Origin of the sequence: Methyloversatilis sp. MC4-4, assembly GCF_049843555.1 — a bacterium.
GTDB classification, from domain to species: Bacteria; Pseudomonadota; Gammaproteobacteria; order Burkholderiales; family Rhodocyclaceae; genus Methyloversatilis; species Methyloversatilis discipulorum_B.
On the sequence record NZ_JBBHZK010000001.1, the window covers coordinates 1,272,696 to 1,295,190 of the forward strand.

A 22,495-nucleotide genomic window follows, 5' to 3' on the forward strand; every position below is an offset into this window, starting at 1 on the left:
CGTGTCTTCGATTCCACCGGAGCCATCATGCACAACCGCCGCACAACCCTGATTTCCGCCGCCCTGCTCGCACTGGTCACCGCTGCACTGCCGGTGCGGGCGCAGACCACGCTGCTCAACGTGAGCTACGACGTGTCGCGCGAGCTGTACAAGGACATCAACCCGGCCTTCGCCGCGCACTGGAAGACCCAGTCGGGCGAGACGCTGACGCTGAATCAGTCGCACGGCGGATCGAGCAAGCAGGCCGGCGCCGTGATCGGCGGGCTGGAAGCCGACGTGGTGACGATGAACCAGTCGCCGGACATCGACATCCTGGTGAAGAACAGCCTGGTGTCGGCCGACTGGCGCAAGCGCCTGCCGAACGACGCCACGCCCTACACGACCACCACCGTTTTCCTGGTGCGCAAGGGCAATCCGAAGGCGATCAAGGACTGGTCTGACCTCACCCGCGCCGGTCTGCAGGTGATCGTGCCCAACCCGAAAACCTCGGGCAACGGCCGCTACACCTACCTCGCCGCCTGGGGCTATGCACTGAACAAGGCGAACGACGAGGCGGCGGCGAAGGACTTCGTCAGCAAGCTGTTCGCCAACGTGCCGGTGCTCGACGGCGGTGGCCGCGGCGCCACCACCACCTTCACCCAGCGCGGCATCGGCGACGTTCTGGTCACCTTCGAGAACGAGGCGGTGCTGCTGGACAAGGAACTCGGCGGCGACCAGTTCGACATCGTCTATCCGTCGCTGTCAATCGAGGCGGCCGCCCCGGTGGCCGTGGTCGACAAGGTGGTCGACAAACGTGCCACCCGCAGGCAGGCGGAGGCCTATCTGCAGTACCTGTACTCGGCCGAAGGCCAGGACATCATTGCCCGTCACCACTTCCGCCCGCGCAGCGAGGCGGCGCTGAAGAAGTACGCCAAGCAGTTCCCGCCGGTGAACACATTCACGGTCGAGGCGAAGCTGGGCGGCTGGGATGCGGTGCAGAAGACGCACTTCGCCGACGGCGGCATCTACGACCAGATCGTCACCCGCCGCTGAATCCGACCACGCCCCGCCCGATGAGCCAGAACGCCGCACTGCAGAACGGAAAGCGCCTCACCTTCGCTCGACCGGAAGAGATGGCGCTGTCCATACGTGCCACCGCGCTGGTGTTCGAGGACCCGGCGTCGACCGCGCTGCTGTCCGACATCGAGCTGATCGCGGCACGCGAAGTGACGGCGATGATCATCGGCGAGACCGGCACCGGCAAGGAACTGGTGGCACGACACATTCACGCGGTCAGCGGTCGCGCCGGTCCCTTCGTCGCCGTCAACTGCGGCGCGCTGAGCGAAGCACTGATCGACGCCGAGCTGTTCGGCCACGAAGCAGGTGCCTATACCGGTGCCTCGCACGCGCGCGCCGGATGGTTCGAGGCGGCCAACGGCGGCACCCTGTTCCTCGACGAGATCGGTGACATGCCGGCGGCGCTGCAGGTGAAGCTGCTGCGCGTACTGCAGGAGCGACAGGTGGTGCGCCTGGGTTCGCGCAGCGCGATACCGGTGGATGTGCGGCTGATCGCTGCCACCAACGTGGACCTGTGGCGGGCGGTAAACGCCGGCCGCTTCCGCGCCGATCTCTACTACCGCCTCAATGTGGCGCCGATCAAGCTGCCGCCGCTGCGCGAACGGCGCGGTGACATCCCGCCGCTGATCGACTATTTCGCCGCGCAATACGCGCGCCGGCTCGACATTGCCGACGTCAGTTTCACACCGCGCGCCCGCGAGGCGCTGGTCGCGCATGACTGGCCGGGCAACATCCGTGAGCTGGAAAACGTCGTCCACTACGCGCTCATCGTCAGCCGCGACGGCCGTGTCGACATCGACGACCTGCGCCTCGCCAACGCCTCGCTCGCGCCCACCGCGCAGCCATCTCCGACATCGTCGGCCGAAACACCGGCGCAGCTTCTCGAACGCATCGCGGGTGACCTGCGGCGCCTGGTCGAGCTGCACGTACCCGAGCTGCATGACACCCTCGAAAAGCTGCTGGTAAGCACTGCATTCGAAGCCTGCCGGCACAACCAGGTCCATACGGCGGAGGCACTGTCGGTGTCGCGCTACGTGCTGCGCACCCAGCTCAAGCGGCACGGCCTGCTCGACGTCGCGCGTACCCGTACAGCAGTCCGCGGCGTCGCCTGAGGCCCACCTCGTCCCGCAGCAGTGCCCGCACCGGCCCGTCCGGTGTGGGCATCTGCACGTCAACTCCGCATGAGTCCCGTTCAGTACGGAATGACTTCCGCATTGGCATTGCGCCCAGTCGACCGCAGCCGGCGGCACCCCGACTGTGGCAATCGCCGCAGCGCCACCCGCACCACTGGGCGCAATTGCACAGCCCGGGCGGTACTTCATCACGCCCATCAGCGCAAATACGCAAATCCGTCACGAAAACGTCATCGCGATGGTGTGGCACGGCTCCTGCTATTCAACAGTCAGGGCCGCATCTTCGGCCACTGCACGAGACAGGACATCGACATGAGCACCACCGACAAGGAAATCCTCTGCACCCTCGGCCCGGCATCGCTGAACGACCGCGTGCTCGCACGACTGGAAGAACTGGGCGTCAATCTGTTCCGCATCAACCTGTCGCACACCAAGCTGCAGGACCTGCCGCGCGTGATCGACTACATCCGCAGCCGCACCTCGGTGCCGATCTGCCTCGACACCGAGGGCGCGCAGATCCGCACCGGCGACATGCTGAACGGCGAGATCGCTGTACGCGAGAACAGCGTCGTGCATGCGCACAAGCTGCGCGTACCCGGCGACGCATTCAACTTCAACCTCTACCCGGAAGACGTGATCGACAAGCTGGAAGTCGGCGACTTCATCAGCATCGACTTCAATTCGGTGCTGGTGCAGGTGATTTCGCGCGACGACGCCAAGGTGACGATGCGCGTGCTGCACGGCGGCGTGATCGGCCAGAACAAGGCGGTCACCGTCGAGCGTGACATCCCGCTCGACACGCTGACGGCCAAGGACATCGCGGCGCTCGAATACGGCCGCTCGGTCGGCATCCGCCACGTGGCGCTGTCGTTCGCCAATCGCGGTTCGGACGTCGACCAGGTGCGGGCGCTGGTCGGCAACGACACCTTCCTCATTTCCAAGATCGAATGCCGCAACGGCCTGATCAATCTGGACGAGATCGCCGAGAAGTCGAACGCGCTGCTGATCGACCGCGGCGACCTGTCGCGCCAGGAGCCGATCGAGCGCATTCCGCGGCTGCAGAAGCTCATCATCGCGCGCGGTCAGGCGCGCAAGCGCAAGGTGTATGTCGCCACCAATCTGCTCGAATCGATGATCACCGCCCCCAAGCCCACGCGGGCCGAGGTGAACGACGTGGTCAATACCTTGCTCGACGGCGCCGACGGACTGGTACTGGCGGCGGAGACCGCAATCGGCAAGGACCCTGTCGGCTGCGTGGCGATGATCGTCAAGCTCATCCGCGAATTCCGCGTGCTGAACGAGCGCCTGCCGGCGGCGCACAAGGACACGCTGGTCTACACGCCCACCGATCCGACCTCGCTGCTGATCGAGCCGCACGGCGGCGTGCTGGTCAATCGCGTCAGTGCGGCGGCGGCCATCGACGATCTTGCCGCGCTGCCGCGGCTGGCGGTGCGCGACACCGAACTGCTCGACTGCCAGCAGATCGGCGTCGGCACCTTCTCACCGCTGACTGGCTTCATGGACCGCGATACGCTGCACAGCGTGCTGCATCGCAACCGACTGCCCGACGGAACGGCGTGGACGGTGCCGCTCATCCTGCAGGTCGACGAAGCGCAGGCACGTCGGCTGTCGCCGGGCCAGCGCGTGATGCTCACCGACGACCGGGGCGACGCCCACGCGGTGCTCGACGTGACGCAGATCTACCGCTACGACCTCGCCGAACTGTCGCAGCACGCCTTCGGCACCACCTCGTCCGCCCACCCGGGAGTGGCGCGCGTGCTGCGCAACGGCGACTGGTTCGTCGGCGGCAACATCACGCTGATCGAGGAGCGTCCGTCGCCCTGGCGAGAATTCGAACTGACGCCGCGGCAAAGCCGCTTCATCTTTGCGCACAAGGGCTGGAGCAAGGTAGTGGCCTTCCACGGCCGCAACATCAGCCACCGCGTGCACGAACACCTGCAGCTGGAAGCGCTGGAGCGCACCAATGCCGACGGCCTGTTCATCAACCCGGTGGTCGGGCCGAAGAAGCCGGGCGACTTCCTGCCGCGCCCGCTGATCCGCAGCTACCAGATGCTGATCGACTTCGGCATCTACCCCAACGGCAAGGTGCTGCTCGGCGCACTCGCCACCTACCCGCGCTATGCCGGCCCGCGCGAGGCGGTATTCAATGCCCTGTGCCGCAAGAACATCGGCTGCAGCCACTTCATCGTCGGCCGCAACCACGCTGGCGTCGGCGACTTCTACGACGACCGCAGCTATCGCGCACTGTTCGACGAACTGGGCGACACCGGTGTCACGCCGGTGTTCTTCGACGCCATCGGCTACAACCCGGCCACCGGCGCCTACGAAAGCGGCGTGACCGACGACGCCCACTCGATCAGCGGAACCCGCGTGCGCGATTCGCTGCTGCGCGGCGAACCGCTGCCGGACTGGTATGTACGCGGCATCGTGCAGGACATGATCAGCGCTGAACTCAAAGCGGGCCAGCCGCTGTTTCACGCATGAGCAGGCGGGCAACTGACGCGATGGGACAGTTCTGGCTCAAGGTAGACAAGACGGTCCGCCATCACGCGAAGAAGACGCTGACCGACCTGCGCGGCGCCTGGTGGGACCGCACCCGGCTGCGCGCCGAGCGGCCGGTGTTCGTCGTCAGCGGCAGCCGCTCCGGCACGCAGATGCTTTACAAGACGCTGACCGAATCGTCGGCCATCGGCTCGCTGAACCGGGAAATCTATGCTGTATGGGACTCACTTCACCACCCGTCTGACAGGAACTGGGAAAGCCACGTGCTGGAGGCGGCCGATGCGACGGACGCCGACCGCGACCTGATCACCCGCTACTTCTATGCGCATACCGGGCGCACCCGCTTCGTCGACAAGAACAACCAGCATGGTCTGGCCGTGCCCTATCTGCACGCGCTGTTCCCGGACGCCACTTTCGTCTACATCAAGCGCAATCCGGGTGACACGCTGAACTCGATGATCGAGGGCTGGGGCATGCCGGAACGCTTCGGCAGCTGGGCACGCGATCTGCCGGCCAAGGTCGCGGTCGACGACGGCCGCTACACGCGCTGGTGCCACTACCTGCCGCGCGGCTGGAGCAATTACCTGAAGGCGCCGGTCGAGGAGGTATGCGCCTTCCAGTACGAAGCCATCCATCGCGCCATTCTCGACGCAAAGAGGCAGATCCCGGCTGACCAGTGGATAGAGGTGTTCTACGAGGACATCGTGCGTGAGCCAACCGAGGGCATCTTCGAAATCTTCGACCGGCTCGAACTGCCCTTCGATGCACGCATCGAGCGACACGCGAAAGCGCTGCTCGACAAGCCCTACGACCCGCTGTTCGAGATCCGTCTCGAAAAATGGCGGCAGCACGCGCACTGCGAACGCATCGAACGCGTGCTGCCCTCGCTGCGGAGCATTGCCCGCGACATGGGCTATCCGGAAACCTTTACTGCGGACAAGGCAGCATGAATACGATCGAACCACTGCTGTTCATCCCCATCGTTGCCGTCGCGCTGGTGCAGTCGGTGTTCGGCGTGGGCGTGCTGCTGTTCGGCACGCCCATCCTGATCGTGATGGGCTATGACTACCCGACGGTGCTGGCCACGCTGTTGCCGATCTCGATCGGCATCAGCCTGTCGCAGATCGTGCGCGATGCGCGCAGCGTCGACCTGCACTTCATCCGCGGCATTCTGTTATGGACCGTACCGTGCATCGTGCTCTTCCTCATCGTCGCGCTGCGCGCCGGCCAGAGCTTCGGCCTGCTGATCGCCGGTCTGCTTCTTCTGTTCGCGCTGAAGAACCAGTGGCCTGCCCTGCGCGTCGCGATCGACCGCACCGCACGCTTCGAGCGCACCTGGCTGGTGTGCATAGGCGTGATGCATGGCCTCACCAATCTGGGCGGCTCGCTGCTCAGCATGCGCGTGCAGCAGATGAATCATGGCAAGGAGGTGGCGCGCGCAACCATCGCGGCCGCATACGTGCTGTTCGCCGCCTTCCAGCTGGCGACGCTCACCATCACGCGCCCCGAATCCCGCGCACAGCTGGGCAACAGCCTGATCTACGCCGCCGCCGGTGTCGCGGTGTATCTGTTCGCCAACGAATTCATCTTCAAGCGGATCAGCAATCAAGGCTACGCGAAAGCCTTCAACGGCTTTCTGCTGTGCTCGGGCCTGCTGGTCGCGTTCAAATCGATCTGAGGGCACGCATCCATGGACTTTCCGCCCCCGCTTCCCCGACTGTTCGCCGCGCTGAACTTCGCCGCGCTCAAGCACAGCGGTCAGCTGCGCAAGAGTGCCGACATGTCGCCCTACATCAACCATCCGATCTCGGTGGCCGACATCCTCGCCCGCGAAGGCGGCGTCGCTGACCCGGATACGCTGGTCGCCGCGCTGCTGCACGACACGCTGGAGGACACCGACACCGTTGTCAGCGAGCTGGAGGGCCTGTTCGGCGCACAGGTTGCCGCCGTCGTGGCCGAACTGACGGACGACATGACGCTGCCCAAGCCCGAACGCAAGGCTCTGCAGATCCTGCTTGCACGCGACTACAGCGAGCGCGCACGGCTCGTACGCCTGGCCGACAAGATCGCCAACGTGCGAGATGTCACCCACAACCCGCCGGCTCACTGGTCGCTCGAACGGCGTCTGCGTTACCTGCTGTGGGCGGGCGAAGTGGTCGGCTCTCTGCGCGGCGTGCACGCCGTGCTGGAAAGCCTTTTCGACGAAGCGCTCGAACAGGGCTTCGCCCGGCTGACCGCACTGGCTGAGATCGAAGCCTCCACTCCGTCGGCATCGGCTGCCAACGCACTGACCGGATCCTGACCATGCCTTCATTCCGCGACGCTTCCAGCGCCTACACCACCCCCGTCCGTGACGACGCACGTACGCTGGTTTCGGGTCTCGCGCGCCGTCTGTCGCGCATCACGCCCGAGCGCCTGCTGCGCCACGGCAACATCCAGCTGGAACGGGCCGGCAAACGCATTGCCCGCACGCTCACGCTGCATCCGGTGCGCACGAAGCGGCCGGTGTTCATCAGTGGCTCGAACCGCTCGGGCACGCAGATGGTGTGCCGCGCGATCGGCAACTCGCCGCACGGCTGGGACTACCCGGAAGCCGATTTCTCGATCGCCTTCGAACGCTATTCGCTGCGCTCGCACGCGGTAATCGAACGGTTGATCGACTTCGCGCCGGCGCCCTACGTGAGCTTCGGCAGCATTCTCGATTCGCAGTTCACCGACGCCCTGCTCGACCGCTTCGACAATTCGCGCGCGATCTGGGTGTACCGCCGCTACGAGGACGCGGTGAATTCGTCGATCCGCAGCTGGGGCAGCCACCAGAAGAACATGATGCGACTGGTGTCGCAGGGCAAGCTGTCCCACCTCGGGCCGCGCGGCCTGCGCATTGCCGACGACACGGTCGCACTGATCCGCAGGCTGTACAGCGAATCGCTGAGCGACGAGGAGTGTGGCTGCCTGTACTGGTACATGCGCAACCGCGTGTTCTTCGACCTCGGCCTGGACCGCGACCCGCGGGTGATCGCGCTGCAGTACGAGGACGCGGTACTGCACCCGGAGCGCAGCTTCCGCTCGGTGTTCCGCTTTCTCGGCGGGCCGTACCACGCCTCGGTGGTGTCCGACGTGTTCGCCACCTCGGTCGGCAAGCAGGGCTGGCGCGGTGCATCAACCGAGATCCGTGCCTTGTGCGACGCGCTGAAGGCGCGTCTGGACGCCGAACACGCGCGCACCCTCGGCGGCTGGGGCTGAACGGGGGGCGTCGCTGCGCTACGAAGGCACAGCGACACCGATAAGCATTTCACCGGCAGAGAAATAAGCTCAGCAGATTTTCCTGGTTCGCGTCGCGCCGGTGCGCGTCTAGAGTGGAGCCGTCCATGCACGCAGACGGAGGCCTCACGATGAAAGCCCGCTTCAATCCGCGGCCACAGCGGCCGCGACACGCAGCAACGGGCCGCCCGGCCCGTGTGGGCGCACACGCCCCGCGCTGAGGCGCCGGCGCCCCGCGCACGCCAGACGAGGATGAAAAAACGCCCTGACCCGGACACTTTCACACCGGTCGCCGAACAAATGGCCGCTGTTCGAGGTCGATGGCACATACTTCCTTCCTTGTTCGCGCACGCGCCGGAGCACGTCTGATGAAACTGAAATCCCTCTGCCTGTTGATCGGCATCGTCGTCTCGACCAGTTCGACGTTGCACGCAGCAACACCTGCAGCCCCCGCGCCGCTGCTGCGCCCGGTCGAAGCGCACGCGCTGGCGGCCCAGGCCAGCGCCGAACTGCTGTCGCGCTTCCATTACCAGAACGTGCCGCTGGACGACGCCATGTCGTCGAGAATCCTCGACCGCTACCTGAAGACGCTGGACCCTGACCGCGTGTATTTCATGCAGTCGGACATCGACACCTTCAACTCGGTGCGCCTGCTGCTCGACGACGCCATCCGCCAGCAGAACCTGGCCGCGCCGTTCGCCATCTACGCCCGCTATTCGCAGCGCCTGCGCGACCGCCTGACCGAAGCGCGTGCGCTGCTCGACAAGGGCTTCGACTTCGAAAAGAACGAAAGCTATCGCTACGTGCGTACCGACGTGCCGTGGGCGAAGTCGGAGGACGAACTTCGCGACATCTGGCGCAAGCGGGTCAAGAACGACTGGCTGCGGCTGAAGCTGGCCGGCAAGGACGACGCCGCCATCCGCGAAACGCTGGGCAAGCGCTACGACCTGGCGCTGACCAATCTGAACCGGGCGAAGAGCGATGACGTGTTCCAGCTCTTCATGAACGCCTATGCTGAGTCGATCGAGCCGCATACCAGCTACCTCGGACCGCGCGCCGCCGAGGATTTCGCCATCAACATGAAGCTGTCGCTGGTCGGTATCGGTGCCGTGCTGCAGGAACGCGACGAGTACGTGACCATCCGCGAACTGGTGGCCGGCGGCCCCGCCGCGCGTTCGGAACAGATCAAGATCGGCGACCGCATCGTCGGCGTTGCCAAGGACGAAGCGACGCCGATGGCCGACGTGCTCGGCTGGCGCGTCGATGACGTGGTCACGCTGATCCGCGGTACCAAGGACACCACGGTCGTGCTCGACATCCTGCCGGCCGACGCCGGTCCGGACGTGAAGCCGAAGCGGATCAAGCTGGTGCGCGACACCATCAAGCTGGAAAAGCAGGCGGCGGCAAAGTCGGTGATCGACGCCGGCGGTCAGAAGGTGGGCGTCATCACGCTGCCGACCTTCTACCAGGACGTCGAAGCCAAATCGCGCGCCGACGCCGACTACCGCAGCGCCAGCCGCGACGTGGCGAAGCTGCTGGCCGAACTGAAGGCGGAAAAGGTGGGCGCGGTGCTGATCGATCTGCGCAACAACGGGGGCGGTTCGCTCGACGAGGCGATCCGGCTGACCGGCCTGTTCATCGACAGCGGCCCGGTGGTGCAGCAGCGCAATCCGAAGGGGCAGATCCGGGTCGAGAAGGACAACGACGCCGGTGTGGCCTGGGAGGGCCCGGTCGGCGTGCTGATCAACCGCGCTTCGGCCTCGGCCTCGGAAATCTTCGCCGCCGCGATCCAGGATTACGGCCGCGGCGTCGTGATCGGCGAAACCAGCTTCGGCAAGGGCACGGTGCAGACCCTGCTCGACATGGACGAGATGGCCAAGAGCGAAAAACCGACCTACGGCGAACTGAAAATGACGGTCGCCCAGTTCTTCCGCGTCAATGGCGGCACCACGCAGTTGCGTGGCGTCACGCCGGACATCCCGCTGGCGCAGACGATGGACCACGAGCGCATCGGCGAGTCGAGCTACGACAACCCGCTGCCGTGGACGCAGATCGCACCGGCCGACTTCCGCCCGGCCGGCAAGCCGCAGGAACTGCTGCCGCTGCTGTCCGCCCGCCATCAGGCGCGCGTGTCCCAGGACAAGGGCTATCGCGAACTGCTGGAAGACCTCGCAGAGAACGAGGCGCTGCGCAAGCGCACCGAAATTTCGCTGAACGCGGCTGAGCGGAAGAAGGAGCGCGAAGCGCAGGAAGCGCGCCTGAAGGCACGCACGCAGTCGCGCGAAGGCGCCGACGCTGAACCGATCCGCGACGACGGCCTGCAGGCCGGCGAGCGCGCGCTCGGCGCCGAACTGGCCGCCGAACAGTCGCGCAAGGCGGCGCGCGACGTGCTGCTCGACGAAGCGGCCCGCATCATGGGCGATGTGGTCGACATCCTGCGCACCGACACCGCGCTGGCGCGCCGCACCGCGGGCGTGGCGGTCACGCCTTGATCATCGATACAGAGCGTTACTGGATCACCGAATGGACAGCGTACTGGTGGTGCCCGGCCTGAACGGCAGCGGCCCCGAACACTGGCAGAGCTGGATCGAGCCGCTGCTCGGCGCCACCCGCGTCGAGCAGGCGGACTGGTCGCAGCCGGATATCGATCTGTGGTCGGCGCGCGTCGCCGACGCGGTGCGGCAGGCGCCGGGCCGCGTCTGGCTGGTCGCCCACAGCTTCGGCTGCCTCGCCTCGGCGGTCGCTGCGCAGTCCGTCGGCGAGCGCATCGCCGGCGTGCTCTTCGTCGCACCGGCCAGCCCGGACAAGTTCGGCATCACCGAACGGATTCCGGCCTCTGCCCTGCCCTTCCCTGCGATTGTGGCCGCCAGTCGCAACGATCCGTGGATGAAGTTTCTGGCGGCCGCCAGCTGGGCCGAGCGCTGGGGCGCGCAGCTGGTCGATCTGGGCAATGCCGGTCACGTCAATACCGAATCCGGCCATGGCGCCTGGCCGGAAGGGCTCGAACTGTTCCGCCGGCTGCAGCGGAGCACCAGCCTGATCGCGGGCACCGTGCAGGCCTGACGCCGCCCGGCCTCAGCTCTCGGCGCCGCTCAGCGCACGCTGGGTTTCCGCCATCTTGACGATTTCGCTGGTCGCGTTCGACGTCTGCAGCGCCAGCTTGGCCACCTCTTCCGCCACCACGGCGAAGCCGCGCCCCACCTCGCCGGCGCGCGCCGCCTCGATGCTGGCGTTCAGTGCCAGCAGATTGGTGCGCTTCGATATCTCGTTGATGACGCCGGAGATGGACAGGATCTGCTGCATGCTGTCCTCCATCTTGGCGCGCTGGTCGCGCTGCAGTTCCTGCGCCTGCTTCTCGTCCGATATGTCGCGCAGCGCGCCGGCCGACTGCAGCGCGCGGCCGTTGGCGTCGCGTACCGTGGCGGCGCGCTCGCGGAACCAGATGTAGCCGCGCGTGCGGTGGCGCAGGCGGTATTCGCATACATAGGGCGTGCGGCCGCTGCTGTCGGTCAGGTGGGCGTTGAAGGCGTCGATCACGCGGTTCTTGTCGTCCGGGTGCAGCACGGCGAGCCAGCTGTCCCAGGTGTCGGGAAATTCGTTGCGGCTGGCACCGAGCAGGCCACGCAGCTGATCGGACCAGCGCACGCGATTGTCGGCGTGGTCGGGGTCGCCATCGACGATGTCGTAGGTCCAGGTGCCCTCTGTCAGCGCCGATTGCGCGAGATCGCGCTGGGCCATGTCGGCTTTCAGCGCATCCGCCTGGGCACGCGCCTGAGCCGCCTCGTCGCGCGCCGCGTCCGCATCGCGTCCGGCCCGTTCGGCTTCCGCACGGACCTGCGCTGTCTCCGCCTCCTGCGCGGCAAGTGCATCGCGCGTCTGCGCGAGCTGCTCGGGCAAGGCGCGCAACGCATCCAGCTCCGTCTGCAGACGCGCTTCGCGCTCGGCAATCGCGCGCAGCGCCACAGCCAATGGCTCGGACAGTCCGGCTGGCGGCGTCGCCAGCGCCCGGCTGCTGTCGCGACATCCGGCCAGCAGGCCGGACAAGGTTTCGAAGGCTTTGCGGGAGCGGGACAGACCGAACATGGGCAGCTTCCTTCTTGAAGGGGAATGAACACCTTCTCGGCCTGCGTCACGCCGCCTTTAGACTTTGTATGAAAAAAAGTTGCATGCAGCGTCGATGCACTTTACCCGTGCGCTGCGCTGCACTACGGGGGTGCTGTGACGCAAGCGTTAATTCAGATCGACGCTAAGCAAATCACTTCTTATTATTTCCAGTAATTAAATCCACTCCCTAAGCTCTCGCCTCGACAACATTCTTCCGGGGCGATCCATGTCACCACCTTCACGTCAGTCACCGCAGGAGCGCTTCCAATGAGCCGGCGTTCCTTCCAGGTGCTGCCCGGTTTCAACCTGACGCTGGGTTACACGCTGTTCTACCTGTCCATCATCGTGCTGATCCCGCTGTCGGCGGTCTTCATCAAGACTGCCAGTCTCGGTCTGGCACAGTTCTGGGACGTGGTGACGACGCCGCGCGTGCTCGCCTCGTACCGGCTGTCCTTCGGCGCCTCGCTGCTGGCCGCCGCCATCAATGCGGTGTTCGGACTGGCGCTGGCCTGGGCGCTGGTGCGCTATTCCTTCCCCGGCAAGAAGCTGGTCGATGCGCTGATCGACCTGCCCTTCGCGCTGCCGACCGCCGTAGCCGGCATCGCGCTGACCGCGCTGTACGCGCCGAACGGCTGGCTCGGGTCGGCGCTGGAGCCGCTCGGCATCAAGGTCGCCTTCACCCCGCTGGGCGTGCTGGTGGCACTGGTGTTCATCGGTCTGCCCTTCGTCGTGCGCACCGTGCAGCCCATCCTGGAAGACCTCGACACCGAGCTGGAAGAAGCGGCCGCCAGCCTCGGTGCACGTCGCTGGCAAACCTTCCGCTACGTGACGCTGCCGATACTGCTGCCGGCGCTGCTGACCGGCTTCGCGCTGGCCTTCGCGCGGGCGGTCGGCGAATACGGCTCGGTCATCTTCATCGCCGGCAATATTCCGATGGTGTCGGAAATCACCCCGCTGATGATCATCACCAAGCTGGAGCAGTACGACTACGCCGGTGCCACCGCGATCGCGGTGGTGATGCTGCTGTTCTCCTTCGTGCTGCTGCTGGCCATCAACGGCCTGCAGGCATGGACCGAAAAAGCCACCGGGAGGAACCGCTGATGGCCGCCGCCACCACACTGCACGCCGCCGCCGACGTCGCGGCGCGCTTCGAAGGCCGGGCTGCCACGCGCGAGCCGGCCTGGGTCAAATGGACGATCATCGCCGTCTCGCTCACTTTCTTCGTCCTGTTCCTGCTGATGCCGCTGATCGCGGTGTTCGTCGAGGCGCTGCGCAAGGGCTGGGACACCTATCTGGCCGCGCTGGTCGAGCCGGACGCGCTGTCGGCGATCAAGCTCACGCTGATCGCCGCGGTGATCGCGGTGCCGTTGAATCTGACCTTCGGCGTGTCGGCCGCGTGGGCGATCACCAAGTTCAACTTTCGCGGCAAGCATTTCCTGATCACGTTGATCGACCTGCCCTTCTCGGTGTCACCGGTGGTCGCCGGCCTGATCTACGTGCTGGTGTTCGGCGCGCAGGGCTGGTTCGGACCCTGGCTGCAGGAACATGACCTGAAGATCATCTTCGCCGTGCCGGGCATCGTGCTGGCCACCGTCTTCGTCACCTTTCCCTTCATCGCGCGCGAGCTGATTCCGCTGATGCAGGCGCAGGGCAAGGAAGAAGAGGAAGCCGCGGTGGTGCTCGGCGCCAACGGCTGGCAGACCTTCTGGCACGTCACCCTGCCCAATATCAAGTGGGGCCTGCTGTACGGCGTCATCCTGACCAATGCGCGGGCGATGGGCGAGTTCGGCGCCGTCTCGGTGGTGTCCGGCCACATCCGCGGCCTGACCAACACGATGCCGCTGCATGTCGAAATTCTCTACAACGAATACCAGTTCGCAGCCGCTTTCGCCGTCGCGTCGCTGCTCGCCCTGCTGGCGCTGGTGACTCTGGGCGTGAAGACCTGGATCGAACACCAGGCATCCAAAGTGAAGGACAACGAAGAATGAGCATCCAGGTCCAGAACATCCACAAGGCCTTCGGCGATTTCGTCGCGCTGGGCGACGTGTCACTCGACTTCCCGACCGGCGAGCTGGTCGCGCTGCTGGGCCCGTCCGGCTGCGGCAAGACCACGCTGCTGCGCATCATCGCCGGGCTCGAATCGGCGGACAGCGGCCGCGTGCTGCTCGACGGCGATGACGCCTCCGACACCCATGTGCGCGAACGCCACGTCGGTTTCGTGTTCCAGCACTACGCGCTGTTCCGCCACATGAGCGTGTTCGACAACGTGGCTTTCGGCCTGCGCATGAAGCCGCGCAGCCAGCGGCCGTCGGAAAAGGTCATCCGCACCAAGGTGCACGACCTGCTCAAGCTGGTGCAGCTGGACTGGCTGGCCGACCGCTTCCCGGCCCAGCTGTCCGGCGGTCAGCGCCAGCGCATTGCGCTGGCCCGCGCGCTGGCGGTCGAGCCGCGCGTGCTGCTGCTCGACGAACCCTTCGGCGCGCTCGACGCCAAGGTGCGCAAGGAACTGCGCCGCTGGCTGCGCCGGCTGCACGACGAACTGCACATCACCTCCATCTTCGTCACCCACGACCAGGAGGAGGCGCTCGAAGTGGCCGACCGCGTGGTGCTGATGGACCACGGCAAGGTCGAGCAGATCGGCACGCCGGAAGAGGTATACCGTCACCCGGCCACGCCCTTCGTCTATGGCTTCCTCGGCGCGGTGAACCCCTTCCACGCTCACGTGGACGGTGACGCGCTGCGCGTCGGCGACGACCGCCTGCCGCACGTCGCCGACGGCTTCGCGCACGGCGACAAGGTGATCGCCTTCGCCCGGCCGCACGAGCTGGACATCCTGACCGACGCCGCCGCGACCGACGGCGTGCCGGCGCGGATCAGTCGCGTGCTGTCCTTCGGCGTCACCGCCCGGGTCGAGCTGGACGGACTGAATGGCGCCACCGGTCAGCACTTCGAAGTGGAACTGACACGCGAGCGCGTCGCCGCACTGGCGCTGGCTGAAGGCCAGACCGTACGCCTGCAGCCGTCGCGGCTGCGCGTGTTCGCACGCTGAACGCGCCCGACCGCAGGCCGTGAAACCGAAAGAATAGACATGAATTTCCAGCAGCTCCGCATCATTCGCGAAACCGTCAGGCGCCAGTTCAACCTGACCGAAGTCGCCAACGCGCTGTTCACGTCGCAGTCCGGCGTGAGCAAGCACATCAAGGACCTGGAGGACGAACTGGGCGTCGAGCTCTTCGTCCGCAAGGGCAAGCGCTTGCTCGGCCTGACCGAGCCGGGCAGCGAACTGGTCGAGATCGTCGAGCGCATGCTGCTCGACGCCGGCAACATCAAGCGGCTGGCCGAGCAGTTCGCCCGCCGCGACGAGGGCCAGCTGCGCATCGCCACCACGCACACGCAGGCGCGCTACGCGCTGCCGCGCGTGGTGACCGAATTCAAGCGCCTCTTCCCCAAGGTGCATCTGGTGCTGCTGCAGGCCAGCCCGACCGAAATCGTCGATCTGCTGAACGACGGCGAAGCGGACATCGGCATTGCGACCGAAACTCTGTCGGGCGCGCCGGAGCTGGTCACCTTCCCCTTCTATTCATGGCACCACGCCGCCATCGTGCCGGCGGGAAATCCGCTCGAAGCGGTGAAACCGCTGACGCTGGAAGCGCTGGCCGAACACCCGGTGGTGACCTATCACGAAGGCTTCACCGGCCGCGCGCGCATCGACGCCACCTTCGCCCGCGCCGGTCTGCTGCCGGACATCGTCATGTCCGCACTCGACGCCGACGTGATCAAGACCTACGTCGAACTGGGCCTGGGCGCGGGCATCATCGCCTCGGTCGCCTTCGACCCGGTCCGCGACAGCGGCCTGCGCCTGCTCGACAGCGAACACCTGTTCGACTCGAACACCACGCTGATCGCGCTGCGCCGCAAGCACTATCTGCGCAGCTACGCCTACCGCTTCATCGAACTGTGCGAACCGTCGCTGAACGAGGTGACGGTGAAGGCCGCGCTGAAGCCGAGCGCTGAAGACTAAGGTCGGCACTGCGGTCCGCGGGCTTCGATGCAGCGTGCCGTCGGGGTCAAGACCCCTCCCACAGAACCCCGCCCGGGCTTCGGCCGCGGGTCTCGCGCATGCCCCCGTGGGAGCGGCCTTGGCCGCGACGCGGCCGTTGCAGACCGCCGCCTTCGATTCAGGCTGCAATCGCGAGCAAGCTCGCTCCCACCAAACCAGGCTCCGGCGGCGAACGGAGCGCGATCCATGTGGGAGCGCCCTCCGGTCGCGATGCGGCGGCTGCGGTCCGCGGGGCTGGAACGGGCGCTTTCTGAGTCAGAAGCCCGCGCCTGCGTGCGCTCCACCTCGCCAGCCGAAGGAAGGCTTCAGACAGTCGCAGCAACCAGCGCCAGCATCAGCGGCGTGGTCAGCGCGGCGAGCGCGGTGGACATCAGCAGACTGCTGGCCACCGGCCCCTGCATGACGTGGAACTGGCGCGACATCAGATAGACGTTGGCGCCCACCGACAGCGATGCGAGCAGCACCACCGCCTGCGTCTCCACCGGCGGCAGACCGAGCAGCACCGCCAGCGCCCACACCGCCAGCGGGTGGACGACCAGCTTCAGCACGCTGATGCTGACGCTCTGCTGCCAGCCTTCGCGCACGCCGAATTCCGCCAGCCCCATGCCGAGCGCGATCAGCGACATCGGCAGCGCGGCGTCACCGAGCATCTTCAGCGGCTGGTCGATCAGTGACGGCAGCTGGAAACCGGTCAGACTGAACACGGTGCCTGCCAGGATCGACGCGACCAGTGGATTGGTCAGCACACCGCGCGCGGTCTTGCCGAAACCAGCCAGCGTCAGCGCACCGGTCTTCGCCCACTCGACCGACACAGTCACCAGCGTCCATAGCGTCAGCGCGTTGAACACCACCACCAGCGCCGCCGCCGGCATGGCGTCGTCGCCGAGCAGGATGCGGGTCAGCGGCAGGCCGAGCAGCACATTGTTCGAGAACACGCCGCCCAGCGCGAACACCGACTGCGACACGCCGTCGAGCCGGAACAGTTTCGCCGACACCAGACGACCGAGCAGGAAAACGACGAGGCAGCCGCCGAAGAAGGCGGCCAGCAGCCGCACGTCCACCGGCGGCAGGCTGGCGAAGCCGCTCATCAGTCGGAACAGCATGGCCGGCAACGCGATGGTGAACACGAACTTGGCGAGCGCATCCGCCGCCGCCTTCGGCCAGCCACCCCAATGGACGATGCCGTAGCCGACGAACACCAGCACGAACAGCGGCGCGGCGAGCAGGATCTGCTGGAGGGCCGCGTCCATCAGTCCGCCTCCGGCGCGTCGAGCGTCTTCAGTGCGTCGGCCTCGGCGCGCTCGATGCGCACGAACTGGACGCTGATCTTGCGGCTGGAAATGGCGACTTCCTGCACGTCGTCGTGGGCCTGGCGGATGTGGGTGGCGAGCTTTTCCATGCGTTTGTCGAACAGCGTGAAGTCCTTGGCCAGCCGGCCCAGCGCGTCGCGGATCAGGTGGATCTGCTTGCGCGTCTCGACGTCCTTGAGCACGGCGCGTGCGGTGTTCAGCACTGCCATCAGCGTGGTCGGCGATACGATCCACACCCGCTTGGCCTGCGCGTAGGCGATCACCTCGGCGTGGTGGGCGTGCAGTTCGGCGAACACCGCCTCGGCCGGCAGGAACATGACCGCGCCGTCCGAGGTCTCGTCGGCGATGATGTACTTCGCCGCGATGTCGTCGACGTGCTTGCGCACGTCGGCACGGAAGGCCGCCTGCGCCTGTCGGCGGTCGGCTTCGGCCGCGTCGGCGGCGAACATGCGGTGATAGTTTTCCAGCGGGAACTTGGAATCGACCGCCACCCGGCCGGTCGGCTCCGGCAGCCGCAGCAGGCAGTCGACCCGGGCGCCATTCGACAGCGTGGCCTGGAACTCGAAGGCGTCCGGCGGCAGCGCGTTGCGCACCAGCGCCTCCAGCTGCACCTCGCCGAAGGCGCCGCGCGCCTTCTTGTCACCCAGCAGTTCCTTCAGGCTTACCACGCTGGTCGACAGCCCCTCGATCTTCTTCTGCGCCTCGTCGATAGTGGCCAGCCGCGCCATCACGCTGGCGAAGGTTTCGTTGGTCTTGCGGAAGCCCTCGTCCAGCCGTTCGTGCACGCGGCCGCTGAGCAGTTCCAGCCGCTCATTCACCGTGCGGGTGAGCGATTCGATCGACGCGGTGAGCTGCACCGAAGCGTTCTGCAGGCCGTTCTGCAGCGCCTCCTGCTGCACCCGGGTCTGTTCGGCCAGCGTGGCCGCGGTCTGCGTCACCAGTTCGGTGCGCAGGGTTTCCTGGCGGCTGTTCAGCGCCGCCGACAGCTCGGCCAGCCCGACCTGCTGGGCCCGCTGCAGTGCGCCGACCGCGTCGCGCGCCACGCCCAGTTCGAGCGAAATGGCGCGGCGCAGCCGCTCGTTGGCATCGGCCTGCATGCCCACGGTGCGCTCGGTCTGCCGCTGCAGACCTTCGTGCAGCGCGGCCAGCGTCTGCCGCTGGCCCTCCTGCGTGGCGACGTCCAGCCCGCCGCCGAGCGCACGCACGCGCAATACAAGCCAGGCGACTGCACCGAACAGCAGCACCTGGAGCAGACAGATCAGGACGAGCAGCAGCGGGAATTCAGACACGCGAGGTGGGTTGGCCAAAGGTTGAGGGGCGTCGCGCCGCGGGAAGTCCGGGCGGCTGCGAAGTATAGCCGGCGGCCCGCGGCCGGCCGTCACAAGGGAAGAAATCCCGCGAGCGCATCTTGGGTTCAAGAGTCGATGGTGCACTGCCGATAAAGAGCTCAATCATCCATTTCCGAGCGCCCTCATGGCCCACGCATCGTTATCCGTCGTCGCGGAAGCCGAGCAAGCACCCGGCGCCGACATCGTCCACAGCGCGAATGGCGTGCTGGCCCGCTACAAGGGCCTGACGCTGACCAGCCACTTCCAGCCCATCTTCAGCGTTTCGCACTGCCGCGCCATCGGCCACGAAGGACTGCTGCGCGCCGCCGATGCGGAAGCGAACCCGGTCGCGCCGGCCCGCGTCATCGCCGGCGCCACGCGCTATGAAGACCTGCGCTACCTCGACCAGCTGTGCCGCTACCTGCACGTGAACAACCACGCGGCGCAGGACACGCACGACGGCTGGCTCTTCCTGAACATCCACCCGGAAGTGTTCCGCAGCGGTCCGGACAGCGACCTCAGCGACTTCCTGCCCGAACTGTCGGAACACCCGGACATCGATCCGCGCCGCATCGTCATCGAAGTGATGGAACAGGCGGTGTCCGAACACGCCGGTTTTGCCCGCACCGTCGAATACCTGCGCGGCCTTGGCTGCATGATCGCGCTCGACGACTTCGGCGCCGGCCATTCGAATTTCGACCGCATCTGGACCATGCAGCCGGAAATCGTCAAGCTCGACCGCTCCTTCGCCGTCAAGTCGGTCGAGGATCCGTCGGCGCGCCGCCTGCTGCCGCAGATCGTCAGTCTGATCCACGAAGCCGGCTCGCTGGTGCTGCTAGAGGGCGTCGAAACCGAGGCGCAGGCTCTGGCCGCGCTCGACGCCGACATCGATTTCGTTCAGGGCTTCTACTTCGCGATGCCGGCGGCCCGCCCGGTCGACACGCGCGAAGTGAGTCCGGTGCTGAACGACCTGTGGGAACGCTTCAACACGACGCGCGGCAGCGGTGCCGCGCGCTACCGCGAGCTGATCGCGCCCTACATCCACGCCATGGGCGGCTGCGCCGTGCTGCTGGAGGAAGGCATCCCGATGGAGGAAGCCTGCCGTGGCTTCCTGCAGCTGGAGCGCGCCGACTGCTGCTTCCTGCTCGATGCCGACGGCCGCCAGGTCGGCCGCAATGTGCGGACCTCACAGCCCTTCGGCACCGCCGACAGCCAGTACCGCTCGCTGTCGATCAACCGCCATGCGCGCTGGTCGCGCCGCCCCTACTTCCGCCGCGCCATCGAGCACGTCGGCAAGGTGCAGGTGACGCGCCCCTATCTGTCCATCTCGTCCGGCCTGCTGTGCGTCACGGTGTCCATCGCCTATCGCGGCTGGGACGACCAGTTGCGCGTGCTGTGCGGCGACCTGCACTGGCCGCAGGTGGTCTGAACTCGACGGCTGCGTCCTTGTCTGCGTGACAGATCACTGTCACGATTGCATGATGCACGTCGCCCGTCACCGCCCGTTGCGCCGCCTGATCGCACTGCTGATGCTGTGCGCGCTGCCGCTGCACGCCTACGCGCTTCACTGCAGCACGCACTGCGTGCTGGCCGGGGCAATGATGGAGATCGACATGCCGGGCCACGACTGCGGCAGCTGCGATGACCAGGGCGCGCAAGCGGCGCTGTGTGCGGTCGCGCAGGCGATCGCCATCACGCAGTCCCCGCCGCCAGCCTCACCTGCCGGCTCGGCGGTCCTTGCGCTGCATCACGACGCCGTCGAGCGTTCGCACATCCCCACGCCGCTGGAGAAACCACCCAGACCGTCCTGAACGTCGCGCTGTTCCACCCTCGCATCGTTCAGGAGTCACTCATGTTCCGTTTCAAGCTGCCGCCCATACGCGGCAGGCGCTGCGCCGTGCCACGCGGCTGGCTCGCGGCACTGCCGCTGGCCGCGCTGTCGACCCAGGCCGTCGCCGGCTTCTTCATTCCGCGCGACATCACCATGTTCATGTTCACCGCCTCGCCCGACAGCCAGATGGCTGAAGTGGCGCACGGCCTGCGCGCCAACCTGTCGGTTGCCGCCGGGCAGTCGCGCTACGTGTCGGACGACGGACTGACCGAACGCCGCTATACCACCTTGCAGGCGAACTGGCTGGTACATCGCGCCTACGGCAGCGACGGCATCACCAACGCATATATATATGGTGGACCGCTCGCCGCCCGCGGCAGCGAATTCGCCGGCACCCACAGCGGCGTGCATGGCGGCTTCTGGGCCGACCACGAAACGCGGCGCATCTACGCCCGGCTGTCCACGCATGCCTATCACGCGGCCGGACACACCCAGGTGGTCACGACAGCGCAGGGGCTGTGGGCGCCCTACGCCGCCGACTACGAGGACATCGCCACCTGGATCGGCCTGCAGGCCGAGCGTCGCAGCGGGCTGACCGACGCCACCCAGATCACGCCGCTGCTGCGCCTGTTCCAGCGCCGCTGGTGGGTCGATGTCGGCGTCAGCGTCAATCGCGAGCACCGCGGCGACGCCTTCGTAAACCTCATGCTCCTCTTTTGAATTGAAAGGTAATGCAATGAATAAGATGAAGTTTTACATCATGACCATCGCTCTTTCGCTGACCGCGGTGCCGGTGCTGGCCGCCAGCACGATCAAGATGCAGGTCGAAGGTCTGGTATGCGCCTTCTGCGGTTCGGCGATCGAGAAGAAGCTGCGCAGCAACGCCGCCACCGCCGACGTGCTGGTCAGTCTCGAACACAAGATCGTCGCGCTGAGCCTGAAGGATGGGCAGGACATCGCCGACGACACGCTGCGCACGCAGATCACCGACGCCGGCTATCAGGTGAAGAAGATCGAACGCGTGCCCGACACGCTGGACAGCCTGCGTGCCGCGCTCAAGGGACGCTGACATGGACGCACCCGAACGCGGCCTGCGCGCGTCGCTCGGCGCCAGCGGCCTGTCGCTGCTGGCCAGCGGTTCGACGCTGGTGTGCTGTGCGCTGCCGGCGCTGCTGGTCGCACTCGGCGCCGGCGCCACGCTGGTCACGCTGACCAGCAGGTTGCCGCAGCTGATCTGGTTGTCCGAACACAAGGAGGCGGTGTTCGGCATCGCTGCCGCCCTGCTGGCGCTGGCGGGTGCGGCGCAATGGCGCGCCCGCTCGCTGCCCTGCCCGGCCGACCCGGCCGCGGCACGGGCCTGCGCCCGTGCCCGGCGGACATCGGTGGCGGTGTATGCCGTGTCGGTCCTGCTTTTCCTGATCGGCGGCTTCTTCGCCTTCGTCGCGCCGCTGCTGCTCTGACCTGGCCGCGGCGCCGGCTCAGCGCGGCGTGGGCGACGAGTCGTCCGCGTCCGCCGACAGCGGCACGCTGGCGCTCAGCGGCGGCGGCATGTCGGGGTCGCCGCTGTTGCGCCGGCGGAACAGCTCCGTGCGCGACAGCAGAATGGTGGTCACCGGCACCGTCAGCGACAGAAAGATGATGATGAGCCAGGCGTGCAGCGACAGCGCGCCATCCTGCGCCGAGAAGTACAGGATGCTGGCCAGTGTCACGCACCAGGCGGAAAAGCTGAAGGCCAGCGCCGGCGGATGCATGCGCTGGAAGAAGCTGCGGAAGCGCACCACACCGATCGCCGCCACCAGCGTGAACACGCCGCTCAGCGCCAGCAGCAGCGCCACCGGAATTTCGACCCACAAGGGCAGCGGCGGAATCATCGCGCTGCCTCCGGCATG

22 protein-coding genes are annotated in these 22,495 nt (G+C 66.7%); 18 read left to right on the forward strand and 4 right to left on the reverse strand.

From position 1 onward, the window contains the following. Positions 1 to 27: 27 nt before the first annotated feature. From WDZ97_RS05820 to WDZ97_RS05860, 9 genes are all read left to right on the forward strand, one after another. Complete coding sequence (locus WDZ97_RS05820; protein WP_425762098.1) at positions 28 to 1,032, forward strand: sulfate ABC transporter substrate-binding protein; 1,005 nt, start codon at positions 28 to 30, stop codon at positions 1,030 to 1,032. Positions 1,033 to 1,052: 20 nt separating this feature from the next. Then, complete coding sequence (locus WDZ97_RS05825) at positions 1,053 to 2,168, forward strand: sigma-54 interaction domain-containing protein (RefSeq protein ID WP_425762099.1); 1,116 nt, start codon at positions 1,053 to 1,055, stop codon at positions 2,166 to 2,168. A gap of 333 nt (positions 2,169 to 2,501) precedes the next feature. Continuing rightward, positions 2,502 to 4,694 (forward strand): pyruvate kinase, encoded by a 2,193-nt coding sequence (locus WDZ97_RS05830; RefSeq protein WP_425762100.1) that lies wholly within the window; start codon positions 2,502 to 2,504, stop codon positions 4,692 to 4,694. Further along, the gene (locus WDZ97_RS05835; RefSeq protein ID WP_425762101.1) at positions 4,691 to 5,662 is read left to right on the forward strand and encodes a sulfotransferase family protein; all 972 of its coding nucleotides are present in this window, start codon (positions 4,691 to 4,693) and stop codon (positions 5,660 to 5,662) included. Before WDZ97_RS05830 ends, WDZ97_RS05835 begins: the two co-directional genes overlap by 4 nt. Beyond that, positions 5,659 to 6,390, forward strand: a complete 732-nt coding sequence (locus WDZ97_RS05840) for a TSUP family transporter (RefSeq protein ID WP_020164511.1) — start codon at positions 5,659 to 5,661, stop codon at positions 6,388 to 6,390. The genes WDZ97_RS05835 and WDZ97_RS05840 overlap by 4 nt, the downstream gene beginning before the upstream one ends. A gap of 12 nt (positions 6,391 to 6,402) precedes the next feature. Then, a complete protein-coding gene (locus WDZ97_RS05845; protein ID WP_425762102.1) occupies positions 6,403 to 7,014 on the forward strand; it encodes an HD domain-containing protein in 612 nt (203 codons plus the stop codon). Between the two features lie 2 nt (positions 7,015 to 7,016). Continuing rightward, entirely contained in the window at positions 7,017 to 7,955 is a 939-nt protein-coding gene (locus WDZ97_RS05850) for a hypothetical protein (protein WP_425762103.1), read from the forward strand. 386 nt (positions 7,956 to 8,341) lie between these two features. Then, positions 8,342 to 10,465 (forward strand): carboxy terminal-processing peptidase, encoded by a 2,124-nt coding sequence (locus tag WDZ97_RS05855; RefSeq protein WP_425762104.1) that lies wholly within the window; start codon positions 8,342 to 8,344, stop codon positions 10,463 to 10,465. A gap of 31 nt (positions 10,466 to 10,496) precedes the next feature. Then, complete coding sequence (locus tag WDZ97_RS05860) at positions 10,497 to 11,036, forward strand: RBBP9/YdeN family alpha/beta hydrolase (protein WP_425762105.1); 540 nt, start codon at positions 10,497 to 10,499, stop codon at positions 11,034 to 11,036. 12 nt (positions 11,037 to 11,048) lie between these two features. Here WDZ97_RS05860 and WDZ97_RS05865 read toward each other — a convergent pair whose 3' ends face one another. Continuing rightward, positions 11,049 to 12,056, reverse strand: a complete 1,008-nt coding sequence (locus WDZ97_RS05865) for a methyl-accepting chemotaxis protein (protein WP_425762106.1) — start codon at positions 12,054 to 12,056, stop codon at positions 11,049 to 11,051. A gap of 288 nt (positions 12,057 to 12,344) precedes the next feature. Here WDZ97_RS05865 and cysT point away from each other — a divergent pair, with 288 nt between their 5' ends. The 4 genes from cysT to WDZ97_RS05885 are packed head-to-tail and all read left to right on the forward strand — an operon-like array spanning position 12,345 to position 16,098. Then, a complete protein-coding gene (gene cysT / locus WDZ97_RS05870; RefSeq protein WP_020164505.1) occupies positions 12,345 to 13,178 on the forward strand; it encodes a sulfate ABC transporter permease subunit CysT in 834 nt (277 codons plus the stop codon). Next, entirely contained in the window at positions 13,178 to 14,065 is an 888-nt protein-coding gene (cysW, locus tag WDZ97_RS05875; protein WP_425762107.1) for a sulfate ABC transporter permease subunit CysW, read from the forward strand. Before cysT ends, cysW begins: the two co-directional genes overlap by 1 nt. Continuing rightward, on the forward strand, positions 14,062 to 15,126 hold the full coding sequence (locus WDZ97_RS05880) for a sulfate/molybdate ABC transporter ATP-binding protein (RefSeq protein WP_425762108.1): 1,065 nt from the start codon (positions 14,062 to 14,064) through the stop codon (positions 15,124 to 15,126). The genes cysW and WDZ97_RS05880 overlap by 4 nt, the downstream gene beginning before the upstream one ends. Before the next feature lie 39 nt (positions 15,127 to 15,165). Next, positions 15,166 to 16,098 carry a CysB family HTH-type transcriptional regulator gene (locus WDZ97_RS05885; protein ID WP_425762109.1) on the forward strand — a complete coding sequence of 311 codons (933 nt, stop codon included), beginning with the start codon at positions 15,166 to 15,168 and terminating at the stop codon, positions 16,096 to 16,098. Positions 16,099 to 16,442: 344 nt separating this feature from the next. On the opposite strand, the gene WDZ97_RS05890 is transcribed toward WDZ97_RS05885, so the two are convergent. Next, on the reverse strand, positions 16,443 to 17,387 hold the full coding sequence (locus tag WDZ97_RS05890) for an AEC family transporter (protein WP_425762110.1): 945 nt from the start codon (positions 17,385 to 17,387) through the stop codon (positions 16,443 to 16,445). Beyond that, a complete protein-coding gene (locus WDZ97_RS05895; RefSeq protein ID WP_425762111.1) occupies positions 17,387 to 18,736 on the reverse strand; it encodes a DNA recombination protein RmuC in 1,350 nt (449 codons plus the stop codon). The genes WDZ97_RS05890 and WDZ97_RS05895 overlap by 1 nt, the downstream gene beginning before the upstream one ends. Positions 18,737 to 18,920: 184 nt before the next feature. Here WDZ97_RS05895 and WDZ97_RS05900 point away from each other — a divergent pair, with 184 nt between their 5' ends. The 5 genes from WDZ97_RS05900 to WDZ97_RS05920 are packed head-to-tail and all read left to right on the forward strand — an operon-like array spanning position 18,921 to position 22,066. Beyond that, positions 18,921 to 20,204, forward strand: coding sequence for a sensor domain-containing phosphodiesterase (locus WDZ97_RS05900; protein WP_304001305.1), 1,284 nt, complete (start codon positions 18,921 to 18,923; stop codon positions 20,202 to 20,204). 49 nt (positions 20,205 to 20,253) lie between these two features. Further along, the gene (locus WDZ97_RS05905) at positions 20,254 to 20,586 is read left to right on the forward strand and encodes a hypothetical protein (RefSeq protein ID WP_425762112.1); all 333 of its coding nucleotides are present in this window, start codon (positions 20,254 to 20,256) and stop codon (positions 20,584 to 20,586) included. 41 nt (positions 20,587 to 20,627) lie between these two features. Beyond that, positions 20,628 to 21,326 carry a hypothetical protein gene (locus WDZ97_RS05910; RefSeq protein WP_304001302.1) on the forward strand — a complete coding sequence of 233 codons (699 nt, stop codon included), beginning with the start codon at positions 20,628 to 20,630 and terminating at the stop codon, positions 21,324 to 21,326. Positions 21,327 to 21,342: 16 nt separating this feature from the next. After that, complete coding sequence (locus tag WDZ97_RS05915) at positions 21,343 to 21,675, forward strand: heavy-metal-associated domain-containing protein (protein WP_088178718.1); 333 nt, start codon at positions 21,343 to 21,345, stop codon at positions 21,673 to 21,675. A 1-nt stretch (position 21,676) separates the two neighbouring features. Then, a complete protein-coding gene (locus WDZ97_RS05920; RefSeq protein ID WP_425762113.1) occupies positions 21,677 to 22,066 on the forward strand; it encodes a hypothetical protein in 390 nt (129 codons plus the stop codon). A gap of 18 nt (positions 22,067 to 22,084) precedes the next feature. On the opposite strand, the gene WDZ97_RS05925 is transcribed toward WDZ97_RS05920, so the two are convergent. Beyond that, complete coding sequence (locus WDZ97_RS05925) at positions 22,085 to 22,477, reverse strand: Na+/H+ antiporter subunit G (protein ID WP_304001298.1); 393 nt, start codon at positions 22,475 to 22,477, stop codon at positions 22,085 to 22,087. Positions 22,478 to 22,495: the final 18 nt, after the last annotated feature.

Coding starts and splice junctions, on each gene's coding strand:
- WDZ97_RS05820 (WP_425762098.1), top strand. CDS start 28: ATGCACAACCGCCGCACAACCCTGATTTCCGCCGCCCTGCTCGCACTG.
- WDZ97_RS05825 (WP_425762099.1), top strand. CDS start 1,053: ATGAGCCAGAACGCCGCACTGCAGAACGGAAAGCGCCTCACCTTCGCT.
- WDZ97_RS05830 (WP_425762100.1), top strand. CDS start 2,502: ATGAGCACCACCGACAAGGAAATCCTCTGCACCCTCGGCCCGGCATCG.
- WDZ97_RS05835 (WP_425762101.1), top strand. CDS start 4,691: ATGAGCAGGCGGGCAACTGACGCGATGGGACAGTTCTGGCTCAAGGTA.
- WDZ97_RS05840 (WP_020164511.1), top strand. CDS start 5,659: ATGAATACGATCGAACCACTGCTGTTCATCCCCATCGTTGCCGTCGCG.
- WDZ97_RS05845 (WP_425762102.1), top strand. CDS start 6,403: ATGGACTTTCCGCCCCCGCTTCCCCGACTGTTCGCCGCGCTGAACTTC.
- WDZ97_RS05850 (WP_425762103.1), top strand. CDS start 7,017: ATGCCTTCATTCCGCGACGCTTCCAGCGCCTACACCACCCCCGTCCGT.
- WDZ97_RS05855 (WP_425762104.1), top strand. CDS start 8,342: ATGAAACTGAAATCCCTCTGCCTGTTGATCGGCATCGTCGTCTCGACC.
- WDZ97_RS05860 (WP_425762105.1), top strand. CDS start 10,497: ATGGACAGCGTACTGGTGGTGCCCGGCCTGAACGGCAGCGGCCCCGAA.
- WDZ97_RS05865 (WP_425762106.1), bottom strand. CDS start 12,056: ATGTTCGGTCTGTCCCGCTCCCGCAAAGCCTTCGAAACCTTGTCCGGC.
- cysT (WP_020164505.1), top strand. CDS start 12,345: ATGAGCCGGCGTTCCTTCCAGGTGCTGCCCGGTTTCAACCTGACGCTG.
- cysW (WP_425762107.1), top strand. CDS start 13,178: ATGGCCGCCGCCACCACACTGCACGCCGCCGCCGACGTCGCGGCGCGC.
- WDZ97_RS05880 (WP_425762108.1), top strand. CDS start 14,062: ATGAGCATCCAGGTCCAGAACATCCACAAGGCCTTCGGCGATTTCGTC.
- WDZ97_RS05885 (WP_425762109.1), top strand. CDS start 15,166: ATGAATTTCCAGCAGCTCCGCATCATTCGCGAAACCGTCAGGCGCCAG.
- WDZ97_RS05890 (WP_425762110.1), bottom strand. CDS start 17,387: ATGGACGCGGCCCTCCAGCAGATCCTGCTCGCCGCGCCGCTGTTCGTG.
- WDZ97_RS05900 (WP_304001305.1), top strand. CDS start 18,921: ATGGCCCACGCATCGTTATCCGTCGTCGCGGAAGCCGAGCAAGCACCC.
- WDZ97_RS05905 (WP_425762112.1), top strand. CDS start 20,254: ATGATGCACGTCGCCCGTCACCGCCCGTTGCGCCGCCTGATCGCACTG.
- WDZ97_RS05910 (WP_304001302.1), top strand. CDS start 20,628: ATGTTCCGTTTCAAGCTGCCGCCCATACGCGGCAGGCGCTGCGCCGTG.
- WDZ97_RS05915 (WP_088178718.1), top strand. CDS start 21,343: ATGAATAAGATGAAGTTTTACATCATGACCATCGCTCTTTCGCTGACC.
- WDZ97_RS05920 (WP_425762113.1), top strand. CDS start 21,677: ATGGACGCACCCGAACGCGGCCTGCGCGCGTCGCTCGGCGCCAGCGGC.
- WDZ97_RS05925 (WP_304001298.1), bottom strand. CDS start 22,477: ATGATTCCGCCGCTGCCCTTGTGGGTCGAAATTCCGGTGGCGCTGCTG.